This is a genomic window from Klebsiella sp. 141251 (assembly GCF_050600725.1).
GTDB lineage: Bacteria > Pseudomonadota > Gammaproteobacteria > Enterobacterales > Enterobacteriaceae > Klebsiella > Klebsiella aerogenes.
In genome coordinates this window covers 1-25,189 of record NZ_JAQIRG010000015.1, presented here as the reverse complement: position 1 = coordinate 25,189, position 25,189 = coordinate 1, and the positions used below count along the sequence as shown (strand labels likewise).

General features: G+C 55.1%; 22 protein-coding genes and 1 riboswitch. Of the genes, 11 read left to right on the top strand and 11 right to left on the bottom strand.

Features of this window, described 5'->3' with window-relative positions; genetic code table 11:
- Positions 1-261: 261 nt before the first annotated feature.
- The 6 genes from PGR09_RS23475 (at position 262) to PGR09_RS23450 (ending at position 4,159) form a co-directional block, all read left to right on the top strand.
- Positions 262-1,539 (top strand): serine dehydratase subunit alpha family protein, encoded by a 1,278-nt coding sequence (locus PGR09_RS23475; RefSeq protein ID WP_047045843.1) that lies wholly within the window; start codon positions 262-264, stop codon positions 1,537-1,539.
- An 83-nt stretch (positions 1,540-1,622) separates the two neighbouring features.
- Entirely contained in the window at positions 1,623-2,363 is a 741-nt protein-coding gene (locus PGR09_RS23470; RefSeq protein WP_047045840.1) for an AzlC family ABC transporter permease, read from the top strand.
- A complete protein-coding gene (locus PGR09_RS23465) occupies positions 2,356-2,676 on the top strand; it encodes an AzlD domain-containing protein (RefSeq protein ID WP_015368778.1) in 321 nt (106 codons plus the stop codon). The genes PGR09_RS23470 and PGR09_RS23465 overlap by 8 nt, the downstream gene beginning before the upstream one ends.
- A gap of 20 nt (positions 2,677-2,696) precedes the next feature.
- Positions 2,697-3,077: a RidA family protein gene (locus tag PGR09_RS23460; protein WP_047045837.1), complete on the top strand. Its 381-nt coding sequence runs from the start codon at positions 2,697-2,699 to the stop codon at positions 3,075-3,077.
- A gap of 108 nt (positions 3,078-3,185) precedes the next feature.
- Complete coding sequence (locus PGR09_RS23455) at positions 3,186-3,695, top strand: GNAT family N-acetyltransferase (protein WP_047045835.1); 510 nt, start codon at positions 3,186-3,188, stop codon at positions 3,693-3,695.
- Positions 3,696-3,703: 8 nt separating this feature from the next.
- On the top strand, positions 3,704-4,159 hold the full coding sequence (locus PGR09_RS23450) for an acyltransferase (RefSeq protein WP_047045881.1): 456 nt from the start codon (positions 3,704-3,706) through the stop codon (positions 4,157-4,159).
- A 49-nt stretch (positions 4,160-4,208) separates the two neighbouring features.
- Here the strand turns inward: PGR09_RS23450 and pgi are convergent, their stop codons facing one another.
- The gene (gene pgi / locus PGR09_RS23445; RefSeq protein WP_020079879.1) at positions 4,209-5,858 is read right to left on the bottom strand and encodes a glucose-6-phosphate isomerase; all 1,650 of its coding nucleotides are present in this window, start codon (positions 5,856-5,858) and stop codon (positions 4,209-4,211) included.
- Between the two features lie 340 nt (positions 5,859-6,198).
- A riboswitch (Lysine riboswitch) is annotated at positions 6,199-6,432 on the top strand.
- A gap of 183 nt (positions 6,433-6,615) precedes the next feature.
- Here pgi and lysC point away from each other — a divergent pair.
- Together lysC and panS are read left to right on the top strand one after the other, a co-directional pair.
- Positions 6,616-7,965, top strand: a complete 1,350-nt coding sequence (gene lysC / locus PGR09_RS23440; RefSeq protein WP_032709596.1) for a lysine-sensitive aspartokinase 3 — start codon at positions 6,616-6,618, stop codon at positions 7,963-7,965.
- Between the two features lie 97 nt (positions 7,966-8,062).
- On the top strand, positions 8,063-8,992 hold the full coding sequence (gene panS, locus PGR09_RS23435) for a ketopantoate/pantoate/pantothenate transporter PanS (protein WP_015368789.1): 930 nt from the start codon (positions 8,063-8,065) through the stop codon (positions 8,990-8,992).
- Between the two features lie 37 nt (positions 8,993-9,029).
- On the opposite strand, the gene PGR09_RS23430 is transcribed toward panS, so the two are convergent.
- Both PGR09_RS23430 and PGR09_RS23425 read right to left on the bottom strand, forming a co-directional pair.
- Complete coding sequence (locus PGR09_RS23430) at positions 9,030-9,368, bottom strand: helix-turn-helix domain-containing protein (protein WP_045396820.1); 339 nt, start codon at positions 9,366-9,368, stop codon at positions 9,030-9,032.
- Positions 9,365-9,721 carry a type II toxin-antitoxin system RelE/ParE family toxin gene (locus tag PGR09_RS23425; protein ID WP_015368791.1) on the bottom strand — a complete coding sequence of 119 codons (357 nt, stop codon included), beginning with the start codon at positions 9,719-9,721 and terminating at the stop codon, positions 9,365-9,367. Before PGR09_RS23425 ends, PGR09_RS23430 begins: the two co-directional genes overlap by 4 nt.
- 203 nt (positions 9,722-9,924) lie before the next feature.
- Here PGR09_RS23425 and PGR09_RS23420 point away from each other — a divergent pair, with 203 nt between their 5' ends.
- Positions 9,925-10,197, top strand: a complete 273-nt coding sequence (locus PGR09_RS23420; protein WP_045396828.1) for a DUF3811 domain-containing protein — start codon at positions 9,925-9,927, stop codon at positions 10,195-10,197.
- On the opposite strand, the gene rluF is transcribed toward PGR09_RS23420, so the two are convergent.
- The gene (gene rluF / locus PGR09_RS23415) at positions 10,194-11,069 is read right to left on the bottom strand and encodes a 23S rRNA pseudouridine(2604) synthase RluF (RefSeq protein WP_045396831.1); all 876 of its coding nucleotides are present in this window, start codon (positions 11,067-11,069) and stop codon (positions 10,194-10,196) included. The genes PGR09_RS23420 and rluF overlap by 4 nt on opposite strands.
- A 61-nt stretch (positions 11,070-11,130) precedes the next feature.
- Positions 11,131-11,376 (bottom strand): YmjA family protein, encoded by a 246-nt coding sequence (locus PGR09_RS23410; RefSeq protein WP_020079884.1) that lies wholly within the window; start codon positions 11,374-11,376, stop codon positions 11,131-11,133.
- A 145-nt stretch (positions 11,377-11,521) separates the two neighbouring features.
- Between PGR09_RS23410 and pepE the strand changes: the two genes are divergently transcribed.
- Positions 11,522-12,211, top strand: coding sequence for a dipeptidase PepE (gene pepE / locus PGR09_RS23405; protein WP_047046472.1), 690 nt, complete (start codon positions 11,522-11,524; stop codon positions 12,209-12,211).
- Positions 12,212-12,281: 70 nt separating this feature from the next.
- Here pepE and PGR09_RS23400 read toward each other — a convergent pair whose 3' ends face one another.
- Entirely contained in the window at positions 12,282-13,913 is a 1,632-nt protein-coding gene (locus PGR09_RS23400) for a Na/Pi cotransporter family protein (protein ID WP_015368796.1), read from the bottom strand.
- A 130-nt stretch (positions 13,914-14,043) separates the two neighbouring features.
- Complete coding sequence (metH, locus tag PGR09_RS23395; RefSeq protein ID WP_047045827.1) at positions 14,044-17,727, bottom strand: methionine synthase; 3,684 nt, start codon at positions 17,725-17,727, stop codon at positions 14,044-14,046.
- A 195-nt stretch (positions 17,728-17,922) separates the two neighbouring features.
- Between metH and iclR the strand changes: the two genes are divergently transcribed.
- The gene (gene iclR, locus PGR09_RS23390) at positions 17,923-18,753 is read left to right on the top strand and encodes a glyoxylate bypass operon transcriptional repressor IclR (protein ID WP_045396840.1); all 831 of its coding nucleotides are present in this window, start codon (positions 17,923-17,925) and stop codon (positions 18,751-18,753) included.
- A 51-nt stretch (positions 18,754-18,804) separates the two neighbouring features.
- On the opposite strand, the gene aceK is transcribed toward iclR, so the two are convergent.
- The 4 genes from aceK to metA all read right to left on the bottom strand — a co-directional run bounded on the left by aceK (position 18,805) and on the right by metA (position 24,820).
- Entirely contained in the window at positions 18,805-20,592 is a 1,788-nt protein-coding gene (aceK, locus tag PGR09_RS23385; protein ID WP_430916556.1) for a bifunctional isocitrate dehydrogenase kinase/phosphatase, read from the bottom strand.
- A gap of 100 nt (positions 20,593-20,692) precedes the next feature.
- Positions 20,693-21,997 (bottom strand): isocitrate lyase, encoded by a 1,305-nt coding sequence (gene aceA / locus PGR09_RS23380; protein ID WP_015368800.1) that lies wholly within the window; start codon positions 21,995-21,997, stop codon positions 20,693-20,695.
- Between the two features lie 31 nt (positions 21,998-22,028).
- Positions 22,029-23,630 (bottom strand): malate synthase A, encoded by a 1,602-nt coding sequence (aceB, locus tag PGR09_RS23375; RefSeq protein WP_045396846.1) that lies wholly within the window; start codon positions 23,628-23,630, stop codon positions 22,029-22,031.
- A 260-nt stretch (positions 23,631-23,890) separates the two neighbouring features.
- A complete protein-coding gene (metA, locus tag PGR09_RS23370) occupies positions 23,891-24,820 on the bottom strand; it encodes a homoserine O-acetyltransferase MetA (RefSeq protein WP_045396850.1) in 930 nt (309 codons plus the stop codon).
- Positions 24,821-25,189: the final 369 nt, after the last annotated feature.

Genomic DNA, 25,189 nt, shown 5'->3' with positions numbered 1-25,189 from the left:
TGCAACTAAGAGAAAATTTTACTTCCTACAATGCTGTGAGCAAGTTAACCAAATCATCCGTTACGCTTAAAACAAAACCAACCAACTTATTGAAAATTAAAACATTTACCATTTGAAACAGTTATATCTTAAAAATTCTCACAAGATAAAATTTTTCTAAAATCAGCATTATTTATATGGTTATTAGGGTAAGATTTTTCTTATCCATTGTCTTAGCATTATCGCAGTTGAATAAAATTTAATTTTGGACATTAAATCATTATGAAAACCGATAACGCATCCCTGTATATCAAATGGCTCAAACAAGAAGTTGCCCCGGCGTTAGGTTGTACTGAACCCGTCGCTATTTCCTTCGCTGCCGCCTACGCCGCACAATATCTGGATCAGCCTTGCACCAGAATTAGCGGTTTTATTTCCGCCAATCTCTATAAAAACGCAATGGGTGTTACTATTCCCGGTACCACCGTTTGCGGAGTAGCGCTGGCCGCCGCAATTGGCGCATTTGGCGGCGATCCGCAAAAGGGATTAAAAACGCTGGAAGATATCACCCCGCTACACGTCGAAATGGCACAGAAGCTGATCGCCAATCATGCCGTTGATATTACCGTCAAAGAGACCCCGGACTTTATTCATCTGGATCTAACTCTCTCTGATGGCGAAAACACCTGTCGTGTCGTAGTAAAAGGAACCCACACTAACGTGGTCGAACTTTATATTAATGACCAGCCGCAGCCACTAAGCGAAAAACAGAATGCAAGCGCCCGGCACGAAACGCTGTCCAATTTTTCGCTACAACAGGCTTACGGCTTTATTAATAGCGTCGACTTTAATGATATTCGCTTTATTCTCGAAGCCGCGCGCTTAAACTCCGCGCTGGCGGCAGAAGGCAAAACCAAAAAATATGGCCTGAACATTAACGGTACCTTTTCTGACGCAGTGAAAAACGGCCTGATGAGCAACGATCTGTTAAGCAAGGTGATCATCAACACCGTCGCCGCTTCAGATGCCCGCATGGGCGGCGCGCCGGTGGTCGCAATGTCTAACTTCGGCTCAGGCAATCAGGGCATTACGGCAACCATGCCGGTAGTGGTGGTTGCTGAGCATCTCGGCGCCGATGAAGAGACCCTGGCGCGCGCTTTGTCTCTATCTCATCTCACCGCCATCTCAATTCATTCTCGTTATACGCGCTTATCTGCGCTATGCGCGGCCTCAACCGCCGCCATGGGCGCCGCCGCCGGGATGGCCTGGCTATTTACTCGCGACATCAACACCATTAATACCGCGATTATTAATATGGTCAGCGATATTACCGGCATGATTTGTGATGGCGCCTCTAATAGCTGTGCGATGAAAGTCTCATCTGTGGTATCCAGCGCCTTTAAGGCGGTACTGATGGCAATGCAAAATAGCTGCGCTGGGGCGAATGACGGTATTGTCTGCGCTGATGTCGAGCAGACTATTAATAATCTGTGCCGCCTGGTGATTAAACCAATGACCCTCACAGATAAAGAAATTATCAGTATCATGGTCGCTAAATAACAATATTTAACGGGCCTGAACATTCAGGCCCCGATTAACCTACCCTACCCACACTATTATTTATAAATTAGCAGGTATAGCAGATGAATAAAAAAGTCATCTTACGCGGCGCCAGCGCTATTATGCCGCTGTGCATCGGCGACTTTCCATTTTCATTTATTGTCGGCGCATTAAGCGTTAGCGCGGGCATGAGCGTCTGGCAGAGCACGGCGTGGTCGGCGATTGTTATTGCCGGTTCGGCGCAAATGCTGGCATTAAATATGCTTAAAACCGGCGCCACGCTCGGGGTTATTATATTCACCACATTAATAATTAATCTACGTCATGTACTGTACAGCGCCTCTATTTCCGGTACCGTCCGTGAAGCATCATTCTTTAAAAAATGCTTTATGTCCTACGCGCTGACCGACGAAGTGTACGCCACCACCGTCAAAGAGATGGAAGGCAATAAGCAGGATAAGTATCTGTTTTATGGTTCGGCGATGATCACCTTCTGGGCAATTTGGGTACTGGCGGATTTCCTCGGCGCGCTGGTCGGCGCTTCCTTCCCGAACATTGAAAAGTACGGTCTGGATTTCGCCATGGTCGCCGCTTTTATCGCTATCGTGGTGCCGCAAATAAAAAGCCAGGCCTGCACCGTCGCCGCCGTGGTGGCCGCCGTCTCCGGCGTGCTGTTGGTCATCCTGCCCTACTCGCTGGGCATTGTCGTCGCGTCAGTGCTTGGCGTGCTCGCCGGACTGTGCGTCGACCTGGCTGAAGAACGTAAACAGGCAGCAATTGCCAAATCCGGAATGCCGCTCGTGGAGGCGCTGGAACATGAATAATAGCTACTTTATCGCCCTGACTTTGGGGATGGCCGCCGTGACCTTTCTGATCCGATTTTCGTTTATCGGCCTGGCCGGAAAAATCCAGATGTCCGAGCGGGTGACCAAAACGCTGCGCTTTGTCCCGGTCACCGTCCTGCCGGCCATTATCACCATTCAGATCCTGAGCGTGAATTCCAGTATGGAGTTTGACTTAAAGAATCCGAAGGTGATCGCCGCCATTATCTGCACGCTCGCCAGCTTCCGTTTAGGCCTGGTATGGGTGGTAGTGAGCGGCGTCGGCTCGCTGGTGTTGTTAAATTATTTTATGTAACCGTTTGAAGGATAAACCATATGATTATTACCACCGCTGACGCGCCTGCCGCTATCGGCCCGTACGTGCAGGGCGTCAATCTCGGCGCGATGACCATCACCTCCGGTCAGCTGCCGATTAATCCGCTGGACGGCACCATGCCAGGCGATATCGCCGAACAGGCGCGGCAATCGCTGGAAAATGTGAAAGCCATCGTTGAAGCTGCCGGACTCACGGTCGGGCAGATCGTTAAAACCACGGTGTTTGTCAAAGACCTGCAGGATTTTGCCGCCATCAACGCCGCCTATGAGGCCTTCTTTACCGAACATCAGGCCGCTTTTCCGGCGCGTTCCTGCGTAGAGGTCGCCAGACTGCCGAAAGACGCCGGCATCGAAATCGAAGCCATCGCCTTCGCTCGTTAATCACCCGGCTGGGGGGAAACCTCCAGCCTCCTTCCCCACCGTTTTTCGCCGTTCCTCCTTGCTCATTTTACAGGCACTATACGATGAGATCTGAATGAGGAACGCAGCATGTTAACTATCCGTAAGGCTGTACCAGAAGATGCGCCGCAGCTCAGTAATATGGGCTATGCCAGCTATCGCCACCACTTCGCCCACCTTTGGCGCAACGCCGATGAGCTGGCATTATTTCTCCAGCAGGAGTATTCCGTGGAATCGCTGCGTCAAAGTCTTGCCGCGGCGGAACAGCATTGGCTCATCGCCGAATCCGCGCACCCCGTTGGCTTTGCTAAATACAGCTGCCAGCAGAGAATTGATGGCGACGGACGTATCGGCACATTGCTGCATAAGCTCTATCTCATGCCTGACGAAACCGGACACCGCTACGGCGAGCGGTTGTTTAGCGCCATAGAGGCTCTGGCACAAGAAAATGGTGAAGTGTGGCTGTGGCTTGAGGTCCTTGCCGATAATCCTGGCGCGCGTCGTTTTTACGAACGCCAGGGAATGCAGCATGTAAAAGACACCATTTTCCATTCCGCCAGCCAACAAAGCACCTTACATATTCTGGCCAAACCGATATGAGAGAAATTATGCCTGAGCTTCGCGATACCGGCGTTCGCAACGTCATCTGCGGCGAAAACGTGGTCATATACCAGCCCGCCAACCTCTATGGTTGCCAGCTCGGCGATAACGTCTTCGTCGGGCCGTTCGTCGAGATTCAGGGACACACGCGCATCGGCGCGGACAGCAAAATCCAGTCCCACAGTTTTATCTGCGAGTACGTAACCATCGGCCAACGTTGTTTTATCGGCCACGGCGTGATGTTCGCCAACGACATGTTCCGCGATGGTAAACCGAATGCCGACCGCGACAGTTGGGGGCGCATTGAAATCGGCAATGACGTGTCTATCGGCAGCGGCGCCACCATTCTGGCGGTGAGTATCTGCGATGGCGTGGTCATCGGCGCCGGGAGCGTGGTGACAAAATCCATCACCGAGAAAGGCGTTTGGGCGGGCAATCCCGCGAGGCTGCTGCGGCGGCTATAAATAAAAATGCCGACCCGAGGGTCGGCATTCAGGCTTAATTGCGCAACACTTACGCGCGCCAGGCTTTATAACGGTTAATCAGGCCGTTGGTAGAGCTGTCGTGGCTGCTAACGTCTGCGCCATCTTTCAGTTCCGGCAGGATACGGTTAGCCAGCTGTTTACCCAGCTCAACGCCCCACTGATCGAAGGTGAAGATATTGAGGATCGCGCCCTGGGTGAAGATTTTGTGCTCATACAGCGCAATCAATGCGCCCAGGCTGAACGGGGTGATCTCACGCAGCAGGATGGAGTTGGTCGGACGGTTGCCTTCGAACACTTTGAACGGCACCACGTGCTCAAGCTGAGCCGGGTCTTTACCCTGGTCGCGATATTCCTGCTCAACCACTTCGCGGGATTTACCAAAGGCCAGCGCTTCGGTCTGGGCGAAGAAGTTAGACAGCAGTTTCTGATGGTGGTCAGACAGCGGGTTATGGGTGATAGCCGGGGCGATGAAATCGCACGGTACCATTTTGGTGCCCTGGTGGATCAGCTGATAGAACGCGTGCTGACCGTTAGTCCCCGGCTCGCCCCAGATGATTGGGCCAGTCTGGTAATCCACGACGTTGCCGTTACGGTCAACGTACTTACCGTTGGATTCCATGTTGCCCTGCTGGAAGTAAGCGGCAAAGCGGTGCATGTACTGATCGTACGGCAGAATCGCTTCGGTTTCGGCGCCGAAGAAATTGTTGTACCAGATACCGATCAGCGCCAGCAGTACCGGCAGGTTTTTCTCAGCCGGGGTGGTGGAGAAGTGTTTGTCCATGGCGTGGGCGCCGGACAGCAGCTGGACGAAGTTATCGAAGCCAACGGACAGAATGATAGACAGGCCGATGGCGGACCACAGGGAGTAACGACCGCCAACCCAGTCCCAGAATTCAAACATGTTAGCCGTATCGATACCGAACTCGCCAACCGCTTTACCGTTGGTGGAGAGCGCCGCGAAGTGTTTCGCTACGTGTTTCTCATCGCCCGCGGTCGCCAGGAACCAGTCACGCGCGCTGTGGGCGTTGGTCATGGTTTCCTGAGTAGTGAAGGTTTTGGAAGCCACCAGGAACAGCGTGGTTTCCGGATTCACCGCTTTCAACACTTCGGCGATATGGGTGCCGTCTACGTTGGAAACGAAGTGCATGTTGAGATGGTTTTTATACGGGCGCAGCGCTTCGGTCACCATGAACGGGCCGAGGTCTGAACCGCCGATACCGATGTTCACCACGTCGGTGATCGGTTTGCCGGTGTAGCCTTTCCAGCTACCGGAGATAATTGCTTCAGAGAAGGCTTTCATCTTCTCCAGCACCGCGTTGACTTCCGGCATCACATCTTTGCCATCAACCACAATCGGCGTATTGCTGCGGTTACGCAGCGCAACGTGCAGTACCGCGCGGTCCTCGGTACGGTTAATTTTTTCGCCGGAGAACATCGACTTGATAGCACCGGCCAGATCGGTCTCTTTCGCCAGATCCTGCAGCTTAGACAGCGTCTCTTCAGTGATGCGGTTCTTGGAGAAATCCACCAGCATCAGATCGTCAAAAGTGGCGGAGAATTTAGAGAAACGATCGCTATCTTTGGCGAAAAGCTCGCTGATAGTGACGTCTTTCATTTCATCGAAGTGTTTCTGTAATGCCTGCCATGCAGCGGTCTGCGTTGGGTTGATATTTTTCATTAGCAATACTCTTCTGATTTGAAAAATGTGACTTCGGTCGATTGTAGCCTCAGCGGCGGAAAATTGTGATGATTTTTGTGTTATGCCGTTGACGGGGGTCAGAAATAGGGTAAAGAGCCCCCATATTATAGCGATCATTAGGCATTTTTCTGTTATCCGCCGATGCATGAAAAATCCGCATAACCCTGTCGTTGACATACCCGTCCGGAAGCCTTTATATAGCTGAACTGCCTACGGAACCGTAGGTATGTATTGCTCGCGCATTTCACGCTACAGCGAAGAGTATCGTTGGGGGGTATAATGACCAGTCTCTCCCCAGGCATAGTGAAAGACGTCAGTAATTGCCAGAAGAGGTGCGTTGCCCAGGTAACCGTATTGGAGGAACCAGTCCGGGGAAAATACGTGAGGGGGAGCAACGCCGAGGCGCACAGGCATCTGGTTAAGTCTGTCGCCGGCCACAGGGGCTGAATCCCCTGGGTTGTCACCAGAAGCGTTCGCAGTCGGGCGTTTCATACTCGCGAACCGATGCGCGTCATCGGCGAACGGGTCTACAAGGTGGAGCACTTCTGGGTGACATCGTAGTTTGTTTATCGCTCTGCGCCCACCCTACTTTTCGCTCTTCCCTTGTGCCATGGCTGAGTTAATTTGGCCTGGCTTATTAAGACATTTTGTAGCGCTCCGGTTATTTCCAGCCCGAACCAGGAGCGGTTGCTCAGGAATCGTTTTAATAAGTCAGGCCCCCTGACACGAGGTTGTTATGACAGATTTAGTTGTTGCTAAGTTCGGCGGCACCAGCGTGGCCGATTTCGACGCGATGAACCGTAGCGTCGACGTCGCGCTGCTGGATGCGAATACCCGCGTAGTGGTGTTATCCGCATCGGCTGGCGTTACCAATATCTTAGTTGCTTTAGCGGCAGGGCTGGAACCCACCGAACGCTTCGCTAAGCTCGATGAAATGCGCCAAATCCAGTTCAATATTCTGGAGCGTTTACGTTATCCCAACGTTATTCGCGAAGAGATCGAGCGTCTGCTGGAAAACATTACTACCCTGGCGGAAGCCGCCTCGCTGGCCAGCTCGGAAGCCTTGACCGATGAACTGGTGAGCCACGGCGAGCTGATGTCCACCTTACTGTTCGTTGAGATCCTGCGCGAACGCGGTATCGCGGCGCAGTGGTTCGACGTACGCAAAGTGATGCGTACCAACGATCGTTTCGGCCGCGCCGAACCGGATATCGCCGCGCTGGCGGAACTGACGCAACAACAACTGGCGCCGCGCCTGGAAGAAGGCCTGGTTATTACCCAGGGCTTTATCGGCAGCGAAGCCAAAGGCCGTACCACCACCCTTGGCCGCGGCGGCAGCGATTACACCGCAGCGCTACTCGGCGAGGCCTTAAACGCCAGTCGTGTGGATATCTGGACCGATGTCCCTGGCATCTACACAACCGATCCGCGCGTTGCGCCAGCGGCGAAGCGCATCGATGTGATCGCTTTCGCTGAAGCCGCGGAGATGGCCACGTTCGGGGCCAAGGTATTGCATCCGGCCACCCTGCTGCCCGCCGTACGCAGCGATATCCCGGTATTCGTCGGCTCCAGCAAAGAACCTAAAGCCGGCGGCACGATGGTCTGTCATAAAACCGAAAATCCACCGCTGTTCCGCGCGCTGGCGCTGCGTCGTCGTCAAACGCTGCTGACACTGCACAGCCTGCATATGCTGCACTCCCGCGGCTTCCTGGCCGAAGTGTTCGGTATTCTGGCGCGGCATAATATTTCCGTCGATCTGATCACCACTTCGGAAGTGAGTATTGCGCTGACCATGGACACCACCGGTTCAACCTCCGCTGGCGATACCCTGCTGACCCAGGCGCTGCTGACCGAGCTCTCTTCGCTGTGCCGCGTCGAAGTGGAAGAAAACCTGGCGCTGGTCGCCCTGATCGGCAATGAATTATCGAAAGCCTGCGGCGTCGGTAAAGAGGTATTCGGCGTACTGGAACCGTTCAATATCCGCATGATCTGTTACGGCGCCTCCAGCCACAACCTGTGCTTCCTGGTGCCTGGCGACGACGCGGAGAAAGTGGTGCAGAAGCTGCATCATAATTTGTTTGAATAATATTCTTTTGCGCGATAAAAAATACCTATAGCCGGGCTCGAACCCGGCTTTTTTATAACAACATCAACACAACAAACACTGTCGCAAGGAATACACTATGCTCGCCACGCTTACGCGGCTGTTCCCGTTATGGGCGCTGCTGCTCTCCGTATTGGCTTATTACACGCCAACCACTTTTACCCCTATCGGCCCGTGGGTCACCACGCTGCTGATGCTGATTATGTTTGGTATGGGCGTCCATTTGAAGCTGGACGATTTCAAGCGCGTGCTGTCACGACCTGCGCCGGTCGCAGCGGGAATTTTTCTGCATTACCTGGTGATGCCGCTCGCCGCCTGGGTACTGGCGCTGCTATTCCACATGCCGCCAGAGCTCTCCGCCGGAATGGTGCTGGTCGGCAGCGTTGCCAGCGGAACCGCTTCCAACGTCATGATCTATCTGGCGAAAGGCGATGTCGCACTGTCGGTAACCATCTCTTCCGTTTCGACACTGGTTGGCGTGGTCGCCACGCCGCTGCTGACGCGCCTGTACGTTGATGCGCACATTCAGGTCGATGTGATGGGCATGCTGCTGAGCATCCTGCAAATCGTGGTGATCCCAATCGGCCTCGGTCTGATTGTTCATCACCTGTTGCCAAAAGTGGTAAAGGCGGTGGAACCCTTCCTTCCCGCCTTCTCCATGCTGTGCATCCTGGCAATTATCAGCGCCGTGGTCGCCGGTTCCGCATCGCATATCGCTTCGGTGGGGCTGGTGGTTATCGTGGCGGTGATCCTGCATAACGCCATTGGCCTGCTCGGCGGCTACTGGGGCGGGCGCCTGTTCGGCTTTGATGAATCCACCTGCCGCACCCTGGCGATCGAAGTGGGTATGCAGAACTCTGGCCTCGCCGCGGCCCTCGGGAAAATCTACTTCGGCCCGCTGGCCGCCCTGCCCGGCGCGCTGTTCTCGGTATGGCATAACCTTTCCGGCTCGCTGCTGGCAGGTTACTGGTCCGGTAAGCCGACGACCAAAAAAGGCAACCAGCGCTAATCGGTATACGTCCGGGCCATATGCCCGGACGTTTGGTTTATCCCACCAGTAAACTCACCGGCTTGCCTAACTTCATTAACATCATGACCAATGCATCAAGGGTAAACTTACTGGTTTTCTGGTTTACCACATCTGAAATACGCGGGCGTGAAATATTCAACTTCGCTGCGGCATCCGCTTGCTTCAATTGATTTTCATCTATCCACTCAGCAATTTCCTGCATGAGTTGCCGCTTCAGGAGCATCAGTTGTTCGACTTCTTGTTCCGCTTGCGTCCTTAACCGCTCCGCTTCACAGTCATCAAAGCCGAGTTCACTGAAAATATTCGTCTCTGCTGTCGTCACGTGACGGATGCCATCCACTGTCTTACGATTCATTTACGACTCCTGTGTTCCTGCGGTATAAGCTGCAAACGGCTTCTGACAATTTGTTTTTCATGTTCGGCGGTACGTCGAGTTTTTTTGTTAAAACAGTGCAGGACATAAACCTCTGCCTCAAAACGAGCCAGGTAAATCACCCGATAAGCGCCGGAATAATGGCGTAACCGTATTTCCTCCACGCCTCTCCCCAACTGAGGCATCGCTTTCCAATCAGCAGCTTCTAACCCCGCCTGTAAACGGTAAAGCTGGAAACCGGCATCCCGGCGGACCTCCTCAGGAAATTGGCGCAAATCATCAAAGGAAGACCCCATCCAGACAATACGTCGTAAACTTTGCCCCTGATTCAACATACCACATCCTTGTATAAAATTTTATACACAAATCGCGCAAAAATAAGTTTGCGGATGACCACATAAACCATGCTGCTACGCTAATCCAGACAACGTCATCGGTCACCCACTCAGCAAATATTCTGCGAGGCATTTTCCGGATTAGTTCTATTTTGCGCCGATTGCCGTACACTGGACTCTCTGGTCTGATTGAGGGCACCACCATGGCACTCCCCCGCATTACACAAAAAGAGATGACCGAGCGCGAACAGCGCGAATTGAAGACGCTGCTGGACCGCGCGCGTATCGCGCACGGCCGCCCGCTGAGCAATGCGGAAACGAACAGCGTGAAAAAGGAATATATCGATAAGCTGATGGCGCTGCGCGAAGCGGAAGCGAAGAAAGCCCGCCAGGTGAAAAAGCAGCAGGCTTACAAAGTAGACAAAGAAGCGACATTTTCGTGGTCGGCGAATACGCCGACCCGCGGCAGGCGTTAGCGGCCTTTCTTTTTACGTCCCGGCTGAGCGAAACGTTTACCGTTCGAGGCCGGGCGGCCTTTCTCGTTGGTTTTTTCCATCTTCACCACCGGGCGCTTGATGCCGGCGGTCGCCGCTTTGGCCTTCGGTTTAGCTTTTGGCTTCGCTTCGGAAGAGGAGTTTTCAATCAGCTTGAAAAGATCGATCAGCTCATCATCGGTTAAATCGCGCCACTCGCCCAGCGGAATGCCCGTCAGGCTAACGTTCATAATGCGCGTCCGCTCCAGCTTCATGACTTCATAGCCGAAATGCTCGCACATGCGACGGATCTGGCGGTTTAATCCCTGAACCAGCGTGATGCGGAACACGAAAGGCGCTTCTTTCTTGACCTTACATTTTTTGGTCACGGTACCGAGAATTGGCACTCCCGCGCCCATTCCACGAATAAACTCATCGGTAACCGGCTTATCGACGGTGACCAGATACTCTTTTTCATGATCGTTGCCGGCGCGCAGGATTTTGTTCACCAGATCGCCATGGTTGGTCAGGAAAATTAACCCCTGAGAGTCTTTATCGAGACGGCCAATCGGGAACACGCGTTTACTGTGGTTCACGAAGTCGACGATATTATCGCGCTCGCCATCTTCGGTAGTGCTGACGATACCCACCGGCTTATTCAGCGCAATCAACACCAAATCATCGGCTTCTCGCGGCTCAATCAGCTGACCGTTGACTTTCACCACATCGCCCGGCTTCACCTGATCGCCAATGGCGGCGCGCTTACCGTTGATAAAGACGTTGCCTTGTTCAATAAAGCGGTCCGCTTCGCGACGCGAGCAAATCCCGCTTTCGCTGATGTATTTATTTAATCGAGTAGATGAGTCGGTCAGCATAGTTTCTCCTTTGACAGCGAAATATACCTCACCTTACTGGCGATAAAAAACAGGGATGACGTTATTCATTACCCCATTGATTGAGGAAATTGGCGATATCGTCGATACGCTGTTCGGCAATGCCTGCTTCACGGGCCATCTCCTGCTGCGCTTCCTCGCTGATCTCCTCATTATTCATTAAGCGCGTAATCAGCAGTTGGAAGTAATGCGCCAGACAATCGCGCTCGGACTCTTTTACCGCTTCCGCGCACTCCGTCGAGTACTCATCCACGATGTCATAATATTTCAGCGGTATTTCATTGTTCATAGGTCGTCTCCGGGGTGGTTAGCATCTGCGCTTTCGGCCCCGATAATAACATTCAGCTTGCCTGCACCGTGAGCCATATCAGCGCCTCAAGGCCGGGCCAATGATAGAATCTGCGTCAAATGACATGCTTATACAGGATGAAAAGATGGAACTGCTGTTACTGAGTAACTCAACGCTACCGGGCAAAGCCTGGATGGAACATGCGCTGCCGCTGATTGCCGGCCAGGTCAAAGGCCGCCGCTCGGCGGTATTTATTCCCTTCGCCGGGGTGACGCAAAGCTGGGATGATTACACCGCCAAAGCCGCCGCAGTCATGGCGCCGATGGGCGTCAGCGTGACCGGTATTCACAGCGTCGCCGACCCTATCGCCGCCATTGAAAGTACCGAGATGGTCATCGTCGGCGGCGGGAACACTTTCCAGCTTCTGAAAGAGTGTCGCAGCCGCGGACTGCTGGCGCCGATTGTCGATGTCGTCAAACGCGGGGCGTTGTATATCGGCTGGAGCGCGGGTTCTAACCTCGCCTGCCCGACCATTCGTACCACCAACGATATGCCGATTGTCGATCCTCAGGGGTTTGACGCGTTAGGGCTGTTCCCGCTGCAGATTAACCCGCACTTCACTAACGCGCTGCCGACCGGGCATCAGGGTGAGACCCGTGAGCAACGTATTCGCGAATTGCTGGTCGTGGCGCCGGAATTAACGGTGATTGGCCTGCCGGAGGGGAACTGGATTCAGGTCAGCGACGGACACGCCACGCTCGGCGGCCCGAACCCGACGCTGTTGTTCAAAGCGGGAGAAGAAGCGGTAACCCTGGCCGCGGGCCACCGTTTCTAGACTAGTTTGACGAACATTACCCGGATAGCGGCGCGTTGCGCCTTATCCGGGCTACCCAGCGTAAATCCTGCTAATAATCATCCCGCTCGTCGTCTTCATCCGGCTGCTCCATCACGCTATAGGCAACAGCACAGAACAACGAGTTCAGACGCTTCATATCGCCCAACAGCGCCAGATGCAACGTACTGGTTTCGATACTCTGCACGTTTTGCTGATGCAGGCGGTCAACATGCGCATGCGAGTAACGGCGGTTAAGAATACGAAAACGGTGCTTACTGCGGCGCAACCGACGGGCGCTCGGCACGTCGCCGGAAAAGAAGACCGACATTGCCAGCTGCAGGTTACTGAGCAGCAGCTCGTATAACGCATCCAGCTCTTTTAGCCCCTCGACGGAAAATGCGCGCCGCGCCGCCAGTGATTTATCGGCGATCTCGCTGCCCATTCGCTCGACGATGTCAGACGCCTGCTCCAGGTTGAGCGACATCTCGATAATTTCCGCCCAGCGGCGAGACTCCTCTTCCGCCAGCTCGTCCTTCGGCATCCGCGCCAGATAAAGCTTAATCGCCGTATACAGCACGTTGATATCGTCCGCCATCCGCCGCAGCTCTTTCTCTTCGCGCGGCTCGCCGTGCATCACCTTGCGCAGGCTTTCCAGCATCTGCTCCATGGCGTCGCCGATACGCAAGGTCTCACGGGCGGCATTGGCCAACGCCAGCGCCGGCGTATCCAGCGCCGAGGGATCCAGATGCTTCGGCTTGAGATGGTTATCCAGCTCCGGCTCATCGCGGATCAGGCGCTTACACAGGTTCGCCATCGGCCCGGCGAACGGCACCATCGCCACGCAGCGGATCAGGTTGTAGAAGACGTGGAAGTAGATAACCAGCTCCGACTCTTCCAGCGGCAATTTGTGCATGACATCAGCCAGTACGTGCACAAATGGCAAAATTATCAAGCTCCCCACCAGCTTGAACAGCAGGCTGCCGAGCGCCACGCGCCGCGCCGCCGCATTGGCGCCGCTGTTGTTGAGCATCGCCAGCAGGCCTGAGCCGAGGTTAGCGCCGATGACCAGGCATAGCGCCACCGGGAAAGAGATCACCCCGGTGCCGGTTAACGTTGCGGTCAGCAGCACGGCCGCCAGGCTGGAGTAACTGATAATGGCGAACACGGCGCCAATCAGCGCATCCAGCATGATATCGCCGGTCAGCGAGGCGAAAATCACCTGTACACCGTTGGCCTGGGTAATCGGATGCACCGCCTGGACGATGAGCTCCAGCGCCAGCAGGATAAGTCCAAGGCCGATACCGACCCGCCCAAGCTGACCCGCGCGGGTCTGTTTACGGCCGAGGAAGAAAATAACGCCGATAAATATCAGCAGCGGCGATAGCCAGGAGAGGTCGAAGGTCAGTACCCTCGCCATCAGCGCCGTCCCCACATCCGCACCCAGCACCATAACCAGCGCTGGCGCCAGCGCGACCAGATCCTGGGCTACAAACGACGTCACCAGCATGGTGGTGGCATTGCTGCTCTGCACCAGCGCGGTGACGCCAATCCCCGCGCAGAAGGCGAGCGGTTTTTTCTCCACGCTGCTGCTGAGCACGGTACGCAGGCGCGCGCCAAAGACTCGCATCACGCCGGTGCGCACAATATGGGTACCCCACACCAGTAGGGCTACGGCGGAAAGTAGGTGTAACAGCGTTAACACAGAATCAGCTTCTCCTTATCGTTATAAGTGTTCCTGAGGTTTAAACCTCCCTTCAGTATAAGGGGTTAACTTCAATAAAGAGACAAGGCGCTCAAAGAGCGCCCTGTTTGTTGTAACGAAACATATTTCGTTAGTCGGCATCATAGCCGAGGTTAGGGGCGAGCCAACGCTCAACTTCGGCCGCCGTCATCCCCTTACGCAGGGCGTAATCTTCCACCTGGTCGCGCTGGATCTGCGCCACGGCGAAGTACTTACTGTCCGGATGACTGAAGTACCAGCCGGAAACCGATGCGCCAGGCCACATGGCGAAGGACTCGGTGAGCTTCATACCGGTATGCGCTTCCACATCCAACAGTTCCCAGATGGTCGCTTTCTCAGTGTGTTCCGGGCAGGCCGGATAACCGGGCGCCGGGCGGATCCCCTGGTAATTTTCGCGGATCAGCTCTTCATTGCTGAGGTTCTCATTGGCCGCATAGCCCCAGTAAACCTTACGCACTTTCTCATGCAGATACTCGGCGAAGGCTTCCGCCAGACGGTCGGCGATGGCCTTAACCATGATCTTGTTATAGTCGTCGTGCTGCGCTTCATAGGCTTCCGCCAGCGCGTCTTCTTCCAGCCCGCCGGTTACCGCGAAAGCCCCGATGTAGTCCGCTTTACCGCTCAGCTTCGGCGCGACAAAATCGGCGAGGCAGTAGTTCGCGAAGCCAACCTTTTCGGTTTGCTGGCGCAGGTGATGGCTGACCGTTAGCACGTGGGTACGGGTTTCATCACGATAGATTTCCACATCGTCGCCAACGCGGTTAGCCGGGAACAGCCCGACCACGCCGCGCGGGTTCAGCGTTTTTTCGGCGCTGAGTTTATCCAACAAATCGTTGGCGTCTTTAAACAGGCGCTGCGCCTCTTCACCTACCACTTCATCTTCCAGGATACGCGGATATTTGCCCGCCAGCGACCAGGTCATAAAGAACGGCGTCCAGTCGATGTAGTTACGCAGCGTTTCGATGCTGGCTTCCACCTCCTGCACGCCCAGACGATGGGCCACCGGAGGAGTGTAGCTCTCCCAATCAAACGCCAGATCGTTTTCCCGCGCCGCCTGCAGAGTCACCGGCGGCGTGCGCGGTTTTTTACGCCCGTGCTGGATTCGCACGGTTTCATACTCTTTACGGGTACGGGCGACAAAATCATCGCGCTGGGTTGCCGACAGCAGGGCTGAAACCACTCCTACGGTACGCGAGGCGTTCTGCACGTAAACCGTCGGGCCACTGTAGTTCTGCTCGATTTTCACCGCGGTATGGGCTTTCGAGGTCGTCGCTCCGCCAATCAGCAGCGGGATAGTGAAGCCCTGACGCTCCATCTCTTTAGCCACGTTGACCATTTCGTCCAGCGACGGCGTGATAAGCCCTGAGAGGCCAATCAGATCGGCGTTTTCTTCGCGCGCAGTACGCAGGATTTTCTCTGCCGGCACCATCACGCCGAGATCGATAATTTCGTAGTTGTTGCACTGCAGCACTACACCGACGATGTTTTTACCAATATCGTGCACATCGCCTTTCACGGTGGCGATCACCATCTTACCGTTGCTGGAGCCCTGTTCTTTGCTGGCTTCGATGTAAGGTTCGAGGTAGGCCACCGCCTGTTTCATCACCCGCGCGGATTTTACCACCTGCGGCAGGAACATTTTGCCTTCACCGAACAGGTCGCCGACGACGTTCATGCCATCCATCAGCGGCCCTTCAATCACCTCGATTGGGCGTTCGGCCTGCTGGCGCGCCTCTTCAGTATCCTGCTCGATAAATTCGGTAATGCCTTTGACCAGCGAGTATTCAAGACGCTTTTTCACGTCCCAGCTGCGCCATTCCGCCTGCTGAGCGTTCGCGCTATCGTCCGCTTTGCTGCCGCGATATTTTTCCGCCAGCTCAAGTAATCTTTCGGTACTGTCATCGCGGCGGTTAAGAATTACATCTTCGACCGCATCGCGCAGCTCGCCAGGCAGATCGTCGTATATTGCCAGCTGGCCGGCATTGACGATGCCCATATCCATACCGTTGCGGATAGCGTAGTAGAGGAAGACGGCGTGGATCGCTTCACGTACCGGATCGTTACCGCGGAACGAGAACGACACGTTAGAGACGCCGCCGGAAATCAGCGCATGCGGCAGCTCGCGTTTGATGTCTTCACAGGCGCCGATAAAGTCCTGAGCGTAGTTATTGTGCTCTTCAATACCGGTGGCGACGGCAAAAATGTTGGGGTCGAAGATGATATCTTCCGGCGGGAAGCCGACCTCTTCGGTGAGGATTTTGTAGGCGCGACGGCAAATTTCGATTTTGCGCTCACGGGTATCGGCCTGGCCCACTTCATCAAAGGCCATGACTACCATTGCCGCGCCGTAGCGGCGAACCAGCTTAGCGTGATGAATAAAGGGTTCGACGCCCTCTTTCATCGAGATCGAGTTAACGATGCCCTTGCCCTGAATGCACTTGAGCCCTTTTTCGATGACTTCCCACTTGGAGGAGTCGATCATAATCGGCACGCGGGCAATATCCGGTTCACCCGCTATCAGGTTGAGGAAACGCACCATCGCCGCTTCGGCATCGAGCATCCCCTCATCCATGTTGATATCGATAATCTGCGCGCCGCTTTCTACCTGCTGGCGCGCCACGTCCAGCGCTTCACTGTATTTCTCTTCTTTGATTAAGCGCTTAAATTTAGCGGAGCCGGTAACGTTGGTACGCTCGCCCACGTTGACGAACAGGCTATCGTCGCCGATGTTCAGCGGCTCCAGGCCAGACAGACGGCAGGCGACCGGCAGTTCCGGCAGCTGGCGAGGCGGCAAGCCCTCTACCGCCCGGCTCATGGCGGCGATATGCTCGGGGGTGGTGCCGCAGCAGCCGCCGACGATATTAAGGAAACCGGCCTGCGCCCATTCGCGAATTTGCGCCGCCATGGTATCGGCATCCAGATCGTATTCGCCGAAGGCGTTCGGCAGGCCGGCGTTCGGGTGCGCGGTAACGTAACACTCGGCGATCCGCGAAAGCTCCTGCACGTACTGGCGCAGCTCATCCGGCCCCAGCGCGCAGTTTAAGCCGAAGGTCAGGGCATCGGCGTGGCGCAGCGAATTATAGAACGCTTCGGTCGTCTGCCCGGACAGTGTACGTCCGGAGGCATCGGTGATAGTGCCGGAAATCATAATCGGCAGCTCGACGCCGAGCGCCTCAAATTCTTCTTTTACCGCGAAAATCGCCGCTTTGGCGTTCAGGGTGTCAAAGACCGTTTCAATCAGAATCAGGTCCGAGCCGCCTTCCACCAGCGCTTTGGTGGATTCACGATAGGCGGCCACCAGCTGATCGAACGTGATATTCCGAAAGGCCGGATCGTTGACGTCCGGAGAAATAGAAGCGGTGCGGTTGGTCGGCCCAAGCACCCCCGCCACATAGCGCGGTTTTTCAGGCGTACGCGCGGTCCACGCGTCGGCGCTGGCGCGGGCCAGCTTTGCGGCGGCAAAGTTGATTTCCGCCGACAGGGATTCCATCTGGTAATCCGCCATCGCGATGGTTGTCGAGTTGAAGGTGTTGGTCTCGATAATGTCCGCGCCGGCGGCGAAATAAGCGTCGTGGATCTCGCGAATAACCTCAGGCTTGCTGAGGACCAGCAGGTCGTTATTGCCTTTCAGGTCGCACGGCCAATCGGCAAAGCGCTCGCCGCGGAAATCCTGCTCACTCAGACGATAGCCCTGGATCATGGTGCCCATGCCCCCGTCCAGAACCAGAATGCGTTCTTTTAACTGCTGATGTAATTGTTCTACTTTGTTACTCACACAGACTCCCGACAGCGCTCAACTCAGACCAAAAAGCCAACAAACCATACTGGCATAAACCACCCTGCTGGAAAAGGAAACCTGCAGCAACATGAGACAAGTTCAACTTCACTCCTCCGATCAGTCTGGTTGTGATTGCATTATCGCCAAATAAAACGAAAATCATTTCCACGATACAGAAAAAAGGAGTTCATCATGGCTACCCCGGTTCCCGCCAAACGCGGCAGAAAACCCGCTGCTGCCGCCCCTGCCGCGCAGGCTGGCGGGCAAGTTCAGTCGCTTACCCGCGGTCTGAAACTGCTTGAATGGATTTCTGAATCGCATAGCAGCGTCGCGCTCACCGAACTGGCGCAGCAGGCGGGGCTACCTAACTCCACGACCCATCGTCTGCTCACCACCATGCAGCAGCTCGGTTTTGTGCGCCAGGTCGGCGAGCTGGGGCACTGGGCGATCGGCGCGCATGCGTTTGTCGTCGGCAGCAGCTTCCTGCAAAGCCGCAATCTGCTGGCCATTGTCCATCCTATCCTGCGCCAGCTGATGGAAGATTCCGGCGAAACGGTCAACCTGGCGGTGCTGGATAAAAGCGATCATCAGGCGATTATTATCGACCAGGTGCAATGTACGCAGCTGATGCGCATGTCGGCGCCGATTGGCGGCAAATTGCCGATGCACGCGTCAGGCGCCGGAAAAGCGTTTCTGGCGCAGTTGAGTGAAGAAGAAGTCACCACGCTGCTACATCGGAAAGGGCTGCATGCTTACACTCACGCCACCCTGGTTTCTCCGGTACATTTGAAAGAGGATTTGGCCCAGACGCGTAAACGCGGCTATTCATTTGATGATGAAGAACATGCGCTGGGGCTGCGCTGTATCGCCTCCTGTATTTACGACGAACACCGCGAGCCGTTCGCCGCTATCTCCATCTCCGGGCCAATTTCACGCATGACCGACGATCGGGTGACCGAGCTTGGCGCATTGGTTATTAAGGCTGCAAAAGAAGTCACGCTGGCGTACGGCGGGGTTAAATAATAAAAATGCCCCAAAGGGGCATTTTGAGTAAGCCTGATAAGCGTAGCGCCATCAGGCAGATCGGCGCACCTTGCCGGATGGCGGCGTAAACGCCTTATCCGCCCTACTGTCGGCGCCATAGCGCACGCTAAAACGCTGCTTACGCCGGTAAGCGTACACATCTTCCACGTGCCCGTTTTTAATGCGCGTCTGCAGTTCACGCCAGTAATCGGCACGCAGTAAATCGGCGTGCATCTCCTCCAGTAGCGGTCCGATCCGCGGATCGGCGCACAGCCAGTGGCGGAACTCTTCCGGGAAGACATCGCCCGGGGACACGCTATACCAGGGTTCACTGGCCAACTCATCTTCCGGATAGCGCGGCGGCGGAATATCGCGGAAATTCACCTCGGTCATGTAGCAAATTTCATCATAATCGTAGAATACCACCCGCCCGTGGCGCGTGACGCCGAAGTTTTTAAACAGCATGTCGCCGGGGAAGATATTGGCGGCCGCCAGTTGGCGAATAGCATTCCCGTACTCTTCTACCGCGTCGCGTAGCGCCTGGCCTTCCACCTGCTCCAGCCAGATATTAAGCGGCACCATCCTTCGTTCAATATAAAGATGGCTGATGGCAATGCGATCGCCGAGGTCGGTCAACTTATTCCCCGCTTCCGCCTGCAACAGCGCCATCAGCTCGGGCGCGATTTGCCGCTTATCGAGCACGAAGTTTTCAAACTCCTGGGTATCCGCCATCCGCCCGACGCGGTCGTGTTCTTTGACCAGCTGATAGCAGGCGCGGACGTGGGCGGCGGTCATCTCTTTTTGCGGCGCAAAGCGGTCTTTAATCACCTTAAATACCCGGTCGAATCCCGGCAGGGTAAATACCAACATCACCATCCCACGGATGCCCGGCGCTTCGATAAACTGCTCATCGCTGCGGGTAACATAGTGCAGGTACTCGCGATAACTTTCCGTTTTAGCATGCTTCTGACAGCCAATCGCCATATACAGCTCGGCGGTAGTTTTTCCCGGCAGAATCTCGCGCAGCCATTCAACCAGCGCCGCGGGCAGCGGCGCGTAGACCATGAAATAGGAGCGGGCGAAACCAAAGACGATACTCGCCTCGGCGTGGGTCGTCAGGCAGGTATCAACAAATAGCTCTCCGTCATCGCTACTACGATGTATCGGCAGCAGGAACGGCAGCGTCGCCATCGGTGTAACCAGTTTACCTACCAGCCAGGCGGCTTTATTACGATAAAACAGCTCATTCGCCACCTGCAGATGCGACTGCGACAACAGTTCTCCACCGAGAGCTTCACGTAAATGGCTGACGATATAACCGATATCACGCCCTTTGTTTTGCCACGGCAGGCGCAGCGGCAAATCGGCAAGCAGGTTATGCATCAGGTATTCCCAGCCGCGTTCGGGATAAAAATCCTTCGCCAGCGGTCGCGAAATCGTGCGAAAACGACGTTCCGGCTGGGAGCTAAAAATAAAGAGCCGCTCGGGGGTCAGCGAGCGGTGGTCAAACAGTCTGCAGTAGACCGAGTTGAAAAAGCTCTCCGCAATTTCAAAGCGAGGGTAATCCGGCAAAAGTTGGGTGTACTGCTGTTTCACCCGCAGAAGAAAATCGACGTCGGTACTTTTCCCTTCGGTAATACAGCGCAGCTGTTCTACCACCAGACCCACGTGGTGATCGTAGAGGTGGATACGCTGCTTCATCGCCTGCTGCACGGCGTGCCAGTCCGCTTGTTCGAAGCGCTGCTGTGCGCCGGAAGTGACTTCCAGAAAACGCCCGTACTGGGCGTCGAATCCCTGTAAAATGGTTTGGGCAATCAGTAGTTCCAGGCCACGCGTCATCACTTTCCCCCATCCGGCACAACATCATGCCGGATGGCGCGTTAGCTTATCCGGCCTACACCTTTGTAGGCCCGGTAAGCGCAGCGCCACCGGGCATTGCTTAAAACTGCGATTCTTCGGTCGAGCCGGTCAGCGCCGTTACCGACGAGGTCCCCCCCTGGATAATGGTGGTCACTTTGTCGAAGTACCCGGTGCCCACCTCCTGCTGATGCGAGACGAAGGTGTAGCCTTCCGGCCCGGCGGCAAACTCCGGCTGCTGTACCTTTTCGACGTAGTGACGCATGCCTTCGCCCTGCGCGTAGGCGTGAGCCAGGTCGAACATGTTGAACCACATGCTGTGGATACCCGCCAGGGTAATGAACTGGAATTTATAGCCCATATCCGACAGCTGCTGCTGGAAGCTGGCGATGGTTTTATCGTCGAGATTTTTCTTCCAGTTAAAGGATGGCGAGCAGTTATAGGCCAGCAGCTTGCCCGGGAAGCGGGCGTGGATCGCCTCGGCGAAACGGCGTGCCTGTTCAATGTCCGGTTTAGAGGTTTCACACCATACCAGATCGGCATAAGGCGCGTAGGCAAGGCCGCGGCTGATTGCCTGTTCGATTCCGGCATGGGTGCGATAGAAACCTTCGCTGGTGCGATCGCCGGAGATAAACTCGCGATCGTATGGATCGCAATCCGAGGTAATCAGGTCAGCGGCATCGGCGTCGGTACGAGCGATAAGCAGCGTCGGTACCCCCATCACATCCGCCGCCAGGCGCGCGGCGACCAGCTTCTGAATCGCCTCTTGCGTCGGCACCAGCACCTTGCCGCCCATATGTCCGCACTTCTTCACCGACGCCAGCTGGTCTTCGAAATGCACGGCCGCTGCACCGGCCGCAATCATCGATTTCATCAGCTCAAAGGCGTTCAGCACGCCGCCAAAACCGGCTTCCGCATCGGCGACGATCGGCAGGAAATAGTCGATAAAACGCGGATCGTTCGGCTCAATCCCCGCCGCCCACTGGATCTGATCGGCGCGACGGAAGGTGTTGTTGATCCGATCAACTACCGATGGCACCGAGTTAGCCGGGTATAACGATTGATCCGGGTACATACTGGAGGCCAGGTTGGCGTCGGCGGCGACCTGCCAGCCAGACAAGTAGATGGCTTCAATGCCCGCCTTCGCCTGCTGCAGCGCCTGGCCGCCGGTTAACGCGCCAAGGCTGTTGATATAACCCTTTTTCGCTTCACCATGCAGCAGACGCCACATTTTCGCCGCGCCAAGCTGCGCCAGCGTGCATTCCGGGTTCACCGAGCCGCGTAACTTCACCACCTCTTCCGCGCTGTATGGGCGGGTAATGCCTTCCCAGCGCGGGTTCGTCCACTCTTTGTTTAATTCTTCGATTTGTTGGGTACGGGTTTTCATGTGCAGATGCTCCATATAGTGATGGGGTGAATTACGCCAGCAGGCGGTAACCTGGCAGAGTCAGGAAGTCGATCAGTTCGTCGGAAGTGGTGATTTGCTCCATCAGTCGCGCCGCATCGTCAAAGCGACCGTGGCTGAAGCGGTGTTCTCCCAACTCTTCCTGAATCACCATCAGCTCTTCAGCCAGCCACTGGCGGAACAGCGCCTTGGTAACCGGTGTGCCGTCGTTCAGGGTTTTCTGGTGATGGATCCACTGCCAGATAGAGGTACGCGAAATCTCAGCCGTCGCCGCATCTTCCATCAGGCCGTAAATCGGTACGCAGCCGTTGCCGGAGATCCAGGCCTCGATGTACTGCACCGCCACGCGGATATTAGCGCGCATGCCGGCTTCGGTGCGCTCGCCCTCGCAGGGAGCCAGCAGCTGCTCGGCGGTAATCGGCGCGTCGTCATTGCGGGTAACAAACAGCTGGTTAGGATGTTCGCCCAGTACGCGGTTAAAGACGCCCATCGCCGTATCCGCCAGTCCCGGATGCGCAATCCAGGTGCCATCGTGGCCATTGTTGGCCTCCAGCTCTTTATCGGCGGTGACTTTATTCAGCACCTGACGATTGCGCTCGGCGTCTTTGCTCGGGATAAAGGCCGCCATACCGCCCATCGCGAAGGCGCCGCGTTTATGACAGGTCTTAATCAGCAGGCGTGAATAGGCGCTGAGGAAGGGCTTATCCATCGTCACCACCTGGCGATCCGGCAGGACGCGGTCTGGGTGGTTTTTCAGCGTCTTGATATAGCTGAAGATATAGTCCCAGCGCCCGCAGTTCAGGCCAACAATGTGGTCGCGCAGCGCATGCAGGATTTCATCCATCTGGAACACCGCCGGCAGCGTTTCAATCAGCAGCGTGGCCTTAATGGTGCCGCGCGGCAGTTCAAAGCGATCCTCGGTAAAGCTGAAGACTTTGCTCCACCATGCCGCTTCCTGCCAGGCCTGGGTCTTCGGCAGATAGAAATAGGGGCCGCTCCCTTTCGCTAGCAGCGCCTGGTAGTTGTGGAAGAAATAGAGCGCAAAATCGAACAGACTGCCGGGTATCGCCTCACCCTGCCAGGTGACGTGCTTTTCCGGCAGATGCAGGCCGCGAACGCGGCAGACCAGTACCGCCGGGTCGGGCTGTAGCTGATAAATTTTCCCTGCTTCGTTGGTGTAGCTGATGGTGCCGTTGACCGCATCGCGCAGGTTGATTTGGCCATCAATCACTTTGTGCCAATCCGGCGCCAGCGAGTCTTCGAAATCGGCCATAAAGACTTTGACGTTAGCATTCAGGGCATTAATCACCATCTTGCGTTCAACAGGACCGGTGATTTCAACGCGGCGATCCTGTAAATCGGTCGGAATACCGCGTATTTTCCAGTCGCCATTACGAATGGAAGCTGTTTCCGAAATAAAATCAGGAAGCTTGCCGCCATCAATGGCCTGCTGTTGCTGGACGCGTGCTGCCAACAGTTGATTACGCTCAGGCGTAAAACGGCTCACTAGTTCCGTCAGGAACTCCACCGCTTCCGCAGTCAGAATTTGCTTCTCCTGCTCGCCATAAGGCTGGCTGAATGCCAGTTCATCGGTCATTGTCGCCTGTTGCGTCATTGTGCAGCTCCTCTTGGTTGATCCTGATAGCGCGAGCGAAAGATCGTTGTTTGCTTTTCGCTCAGCACAATTAAGACTACTCAAGAATTTTTCAAAATCAAAAACAATTTCCATTTTTAATTTAATATTGCATCAACATACTGATAACAAAAGAATTAAAGTTAAAATAGAAGGGGAAGTTGTTTTCGGAAATAAAAAAGGCACCCGAAGGTGCCTGAGGCGAGATGCTGAAACGCTTTAGGATCGTACGCGCTGGTAGATTAATCCAGCGTTGGATTCATATGACGCAGATCGTATGGTGTGATTTGGTAGACGTAATAGTTAAGCCAGTTAGCAAACAGGAGATTGCCATGGCTGCGCCAGGTCGCCCGCGGTTTATTGTTTGGATCATTATTCGGGAAGTAGTTGTCCGGAAGCTGTGGCGCTAAACCTGCCTCCAGATCGCGGAAGTATTCACTTGCCAGGGTATGCGGATCGTATTCAGGATGACCGGTAACAAAAGCGATGCGCTTATCTTTGCTGGCGAACAGATAGGCATCGCCATCTTCGGTTTCGGCGAGAATATCGAGGTCGGTGTAGTCCCGAATCAGCCCGGCCGGGAAGTCGGCATAGCGCGAATGAGGCGCAAGGAAGGTGTCATCAAACCCGCGAGTCAGCAGCGCATGCGGGTGCAAAATATGGTGTTCATAAACGCCAGAGATCTTTTCGGTACGAGTTTGCTTGGGGATGCCATACAGAATATTTAACGCGGCCTGTACCGCCCAACAGACAAATAACGTTGACGTGACGTGATCCTTTGCCCACTCCAGTACCTGTTTAATCTGCGGCCAGTAGGCAACATCGTTAAACTCGACCAGCCCTAACGGCGCGCCGGTAACAATCAAACCATCGAAATTCTGTTCGCGAATATCGTCGAAGTTGCAGTAAAAGTTATTCAGGTGCTCCGTCGGCGTATTACGTGATTCACGCGCATCGATGCGTAGCAGCTGGATATCAACCTGCAGCGGCGAGTTCGACAGCAGCCGCAGAAACTGATTCTCCGTCTCGATCTTCTTTGGCATCAGATTGAGAATTAACACCTTCAGCGGGCGGATTTCCTGAGTTGTAGCACGCGATGTGGTCATCACGAAGACGTTTTCATCGCGCAAGAAATTGACGGCCGGTAGCTCGTCCTGCACCCGAATTGGCATAGCTGTATCACCTCATTACATACGTATAAACGTTTAGACATCCAGATAGCTGACAATAACCAGGAATAAGCAAAATGTCGAGTCTGCAAGCGTAAGGTGAGAAAGTTTCAAGGAGGATTTAAGAGGTGGGATTTTCCCGCAGGCGGTATAGCCCGGGGAAGGAGCGGTAGCCCCGGTAAGCGCAGCGCCACCGGGGGAGATGGCGGCGCGTCTGGCCGCAAAAGACAAAAGCAGAAAGCCCGGTCTTCCGACGGAGCCTTTCTGTTTACGTTGCTATGGCAGCGGCTTTCCCCGGAGGCGGTGCTGCGCACCTTTTCCGGGCTACGGAGTCTGTCGCCCCGGTAAGCGCAGCGCCACCGGGGGAGACGG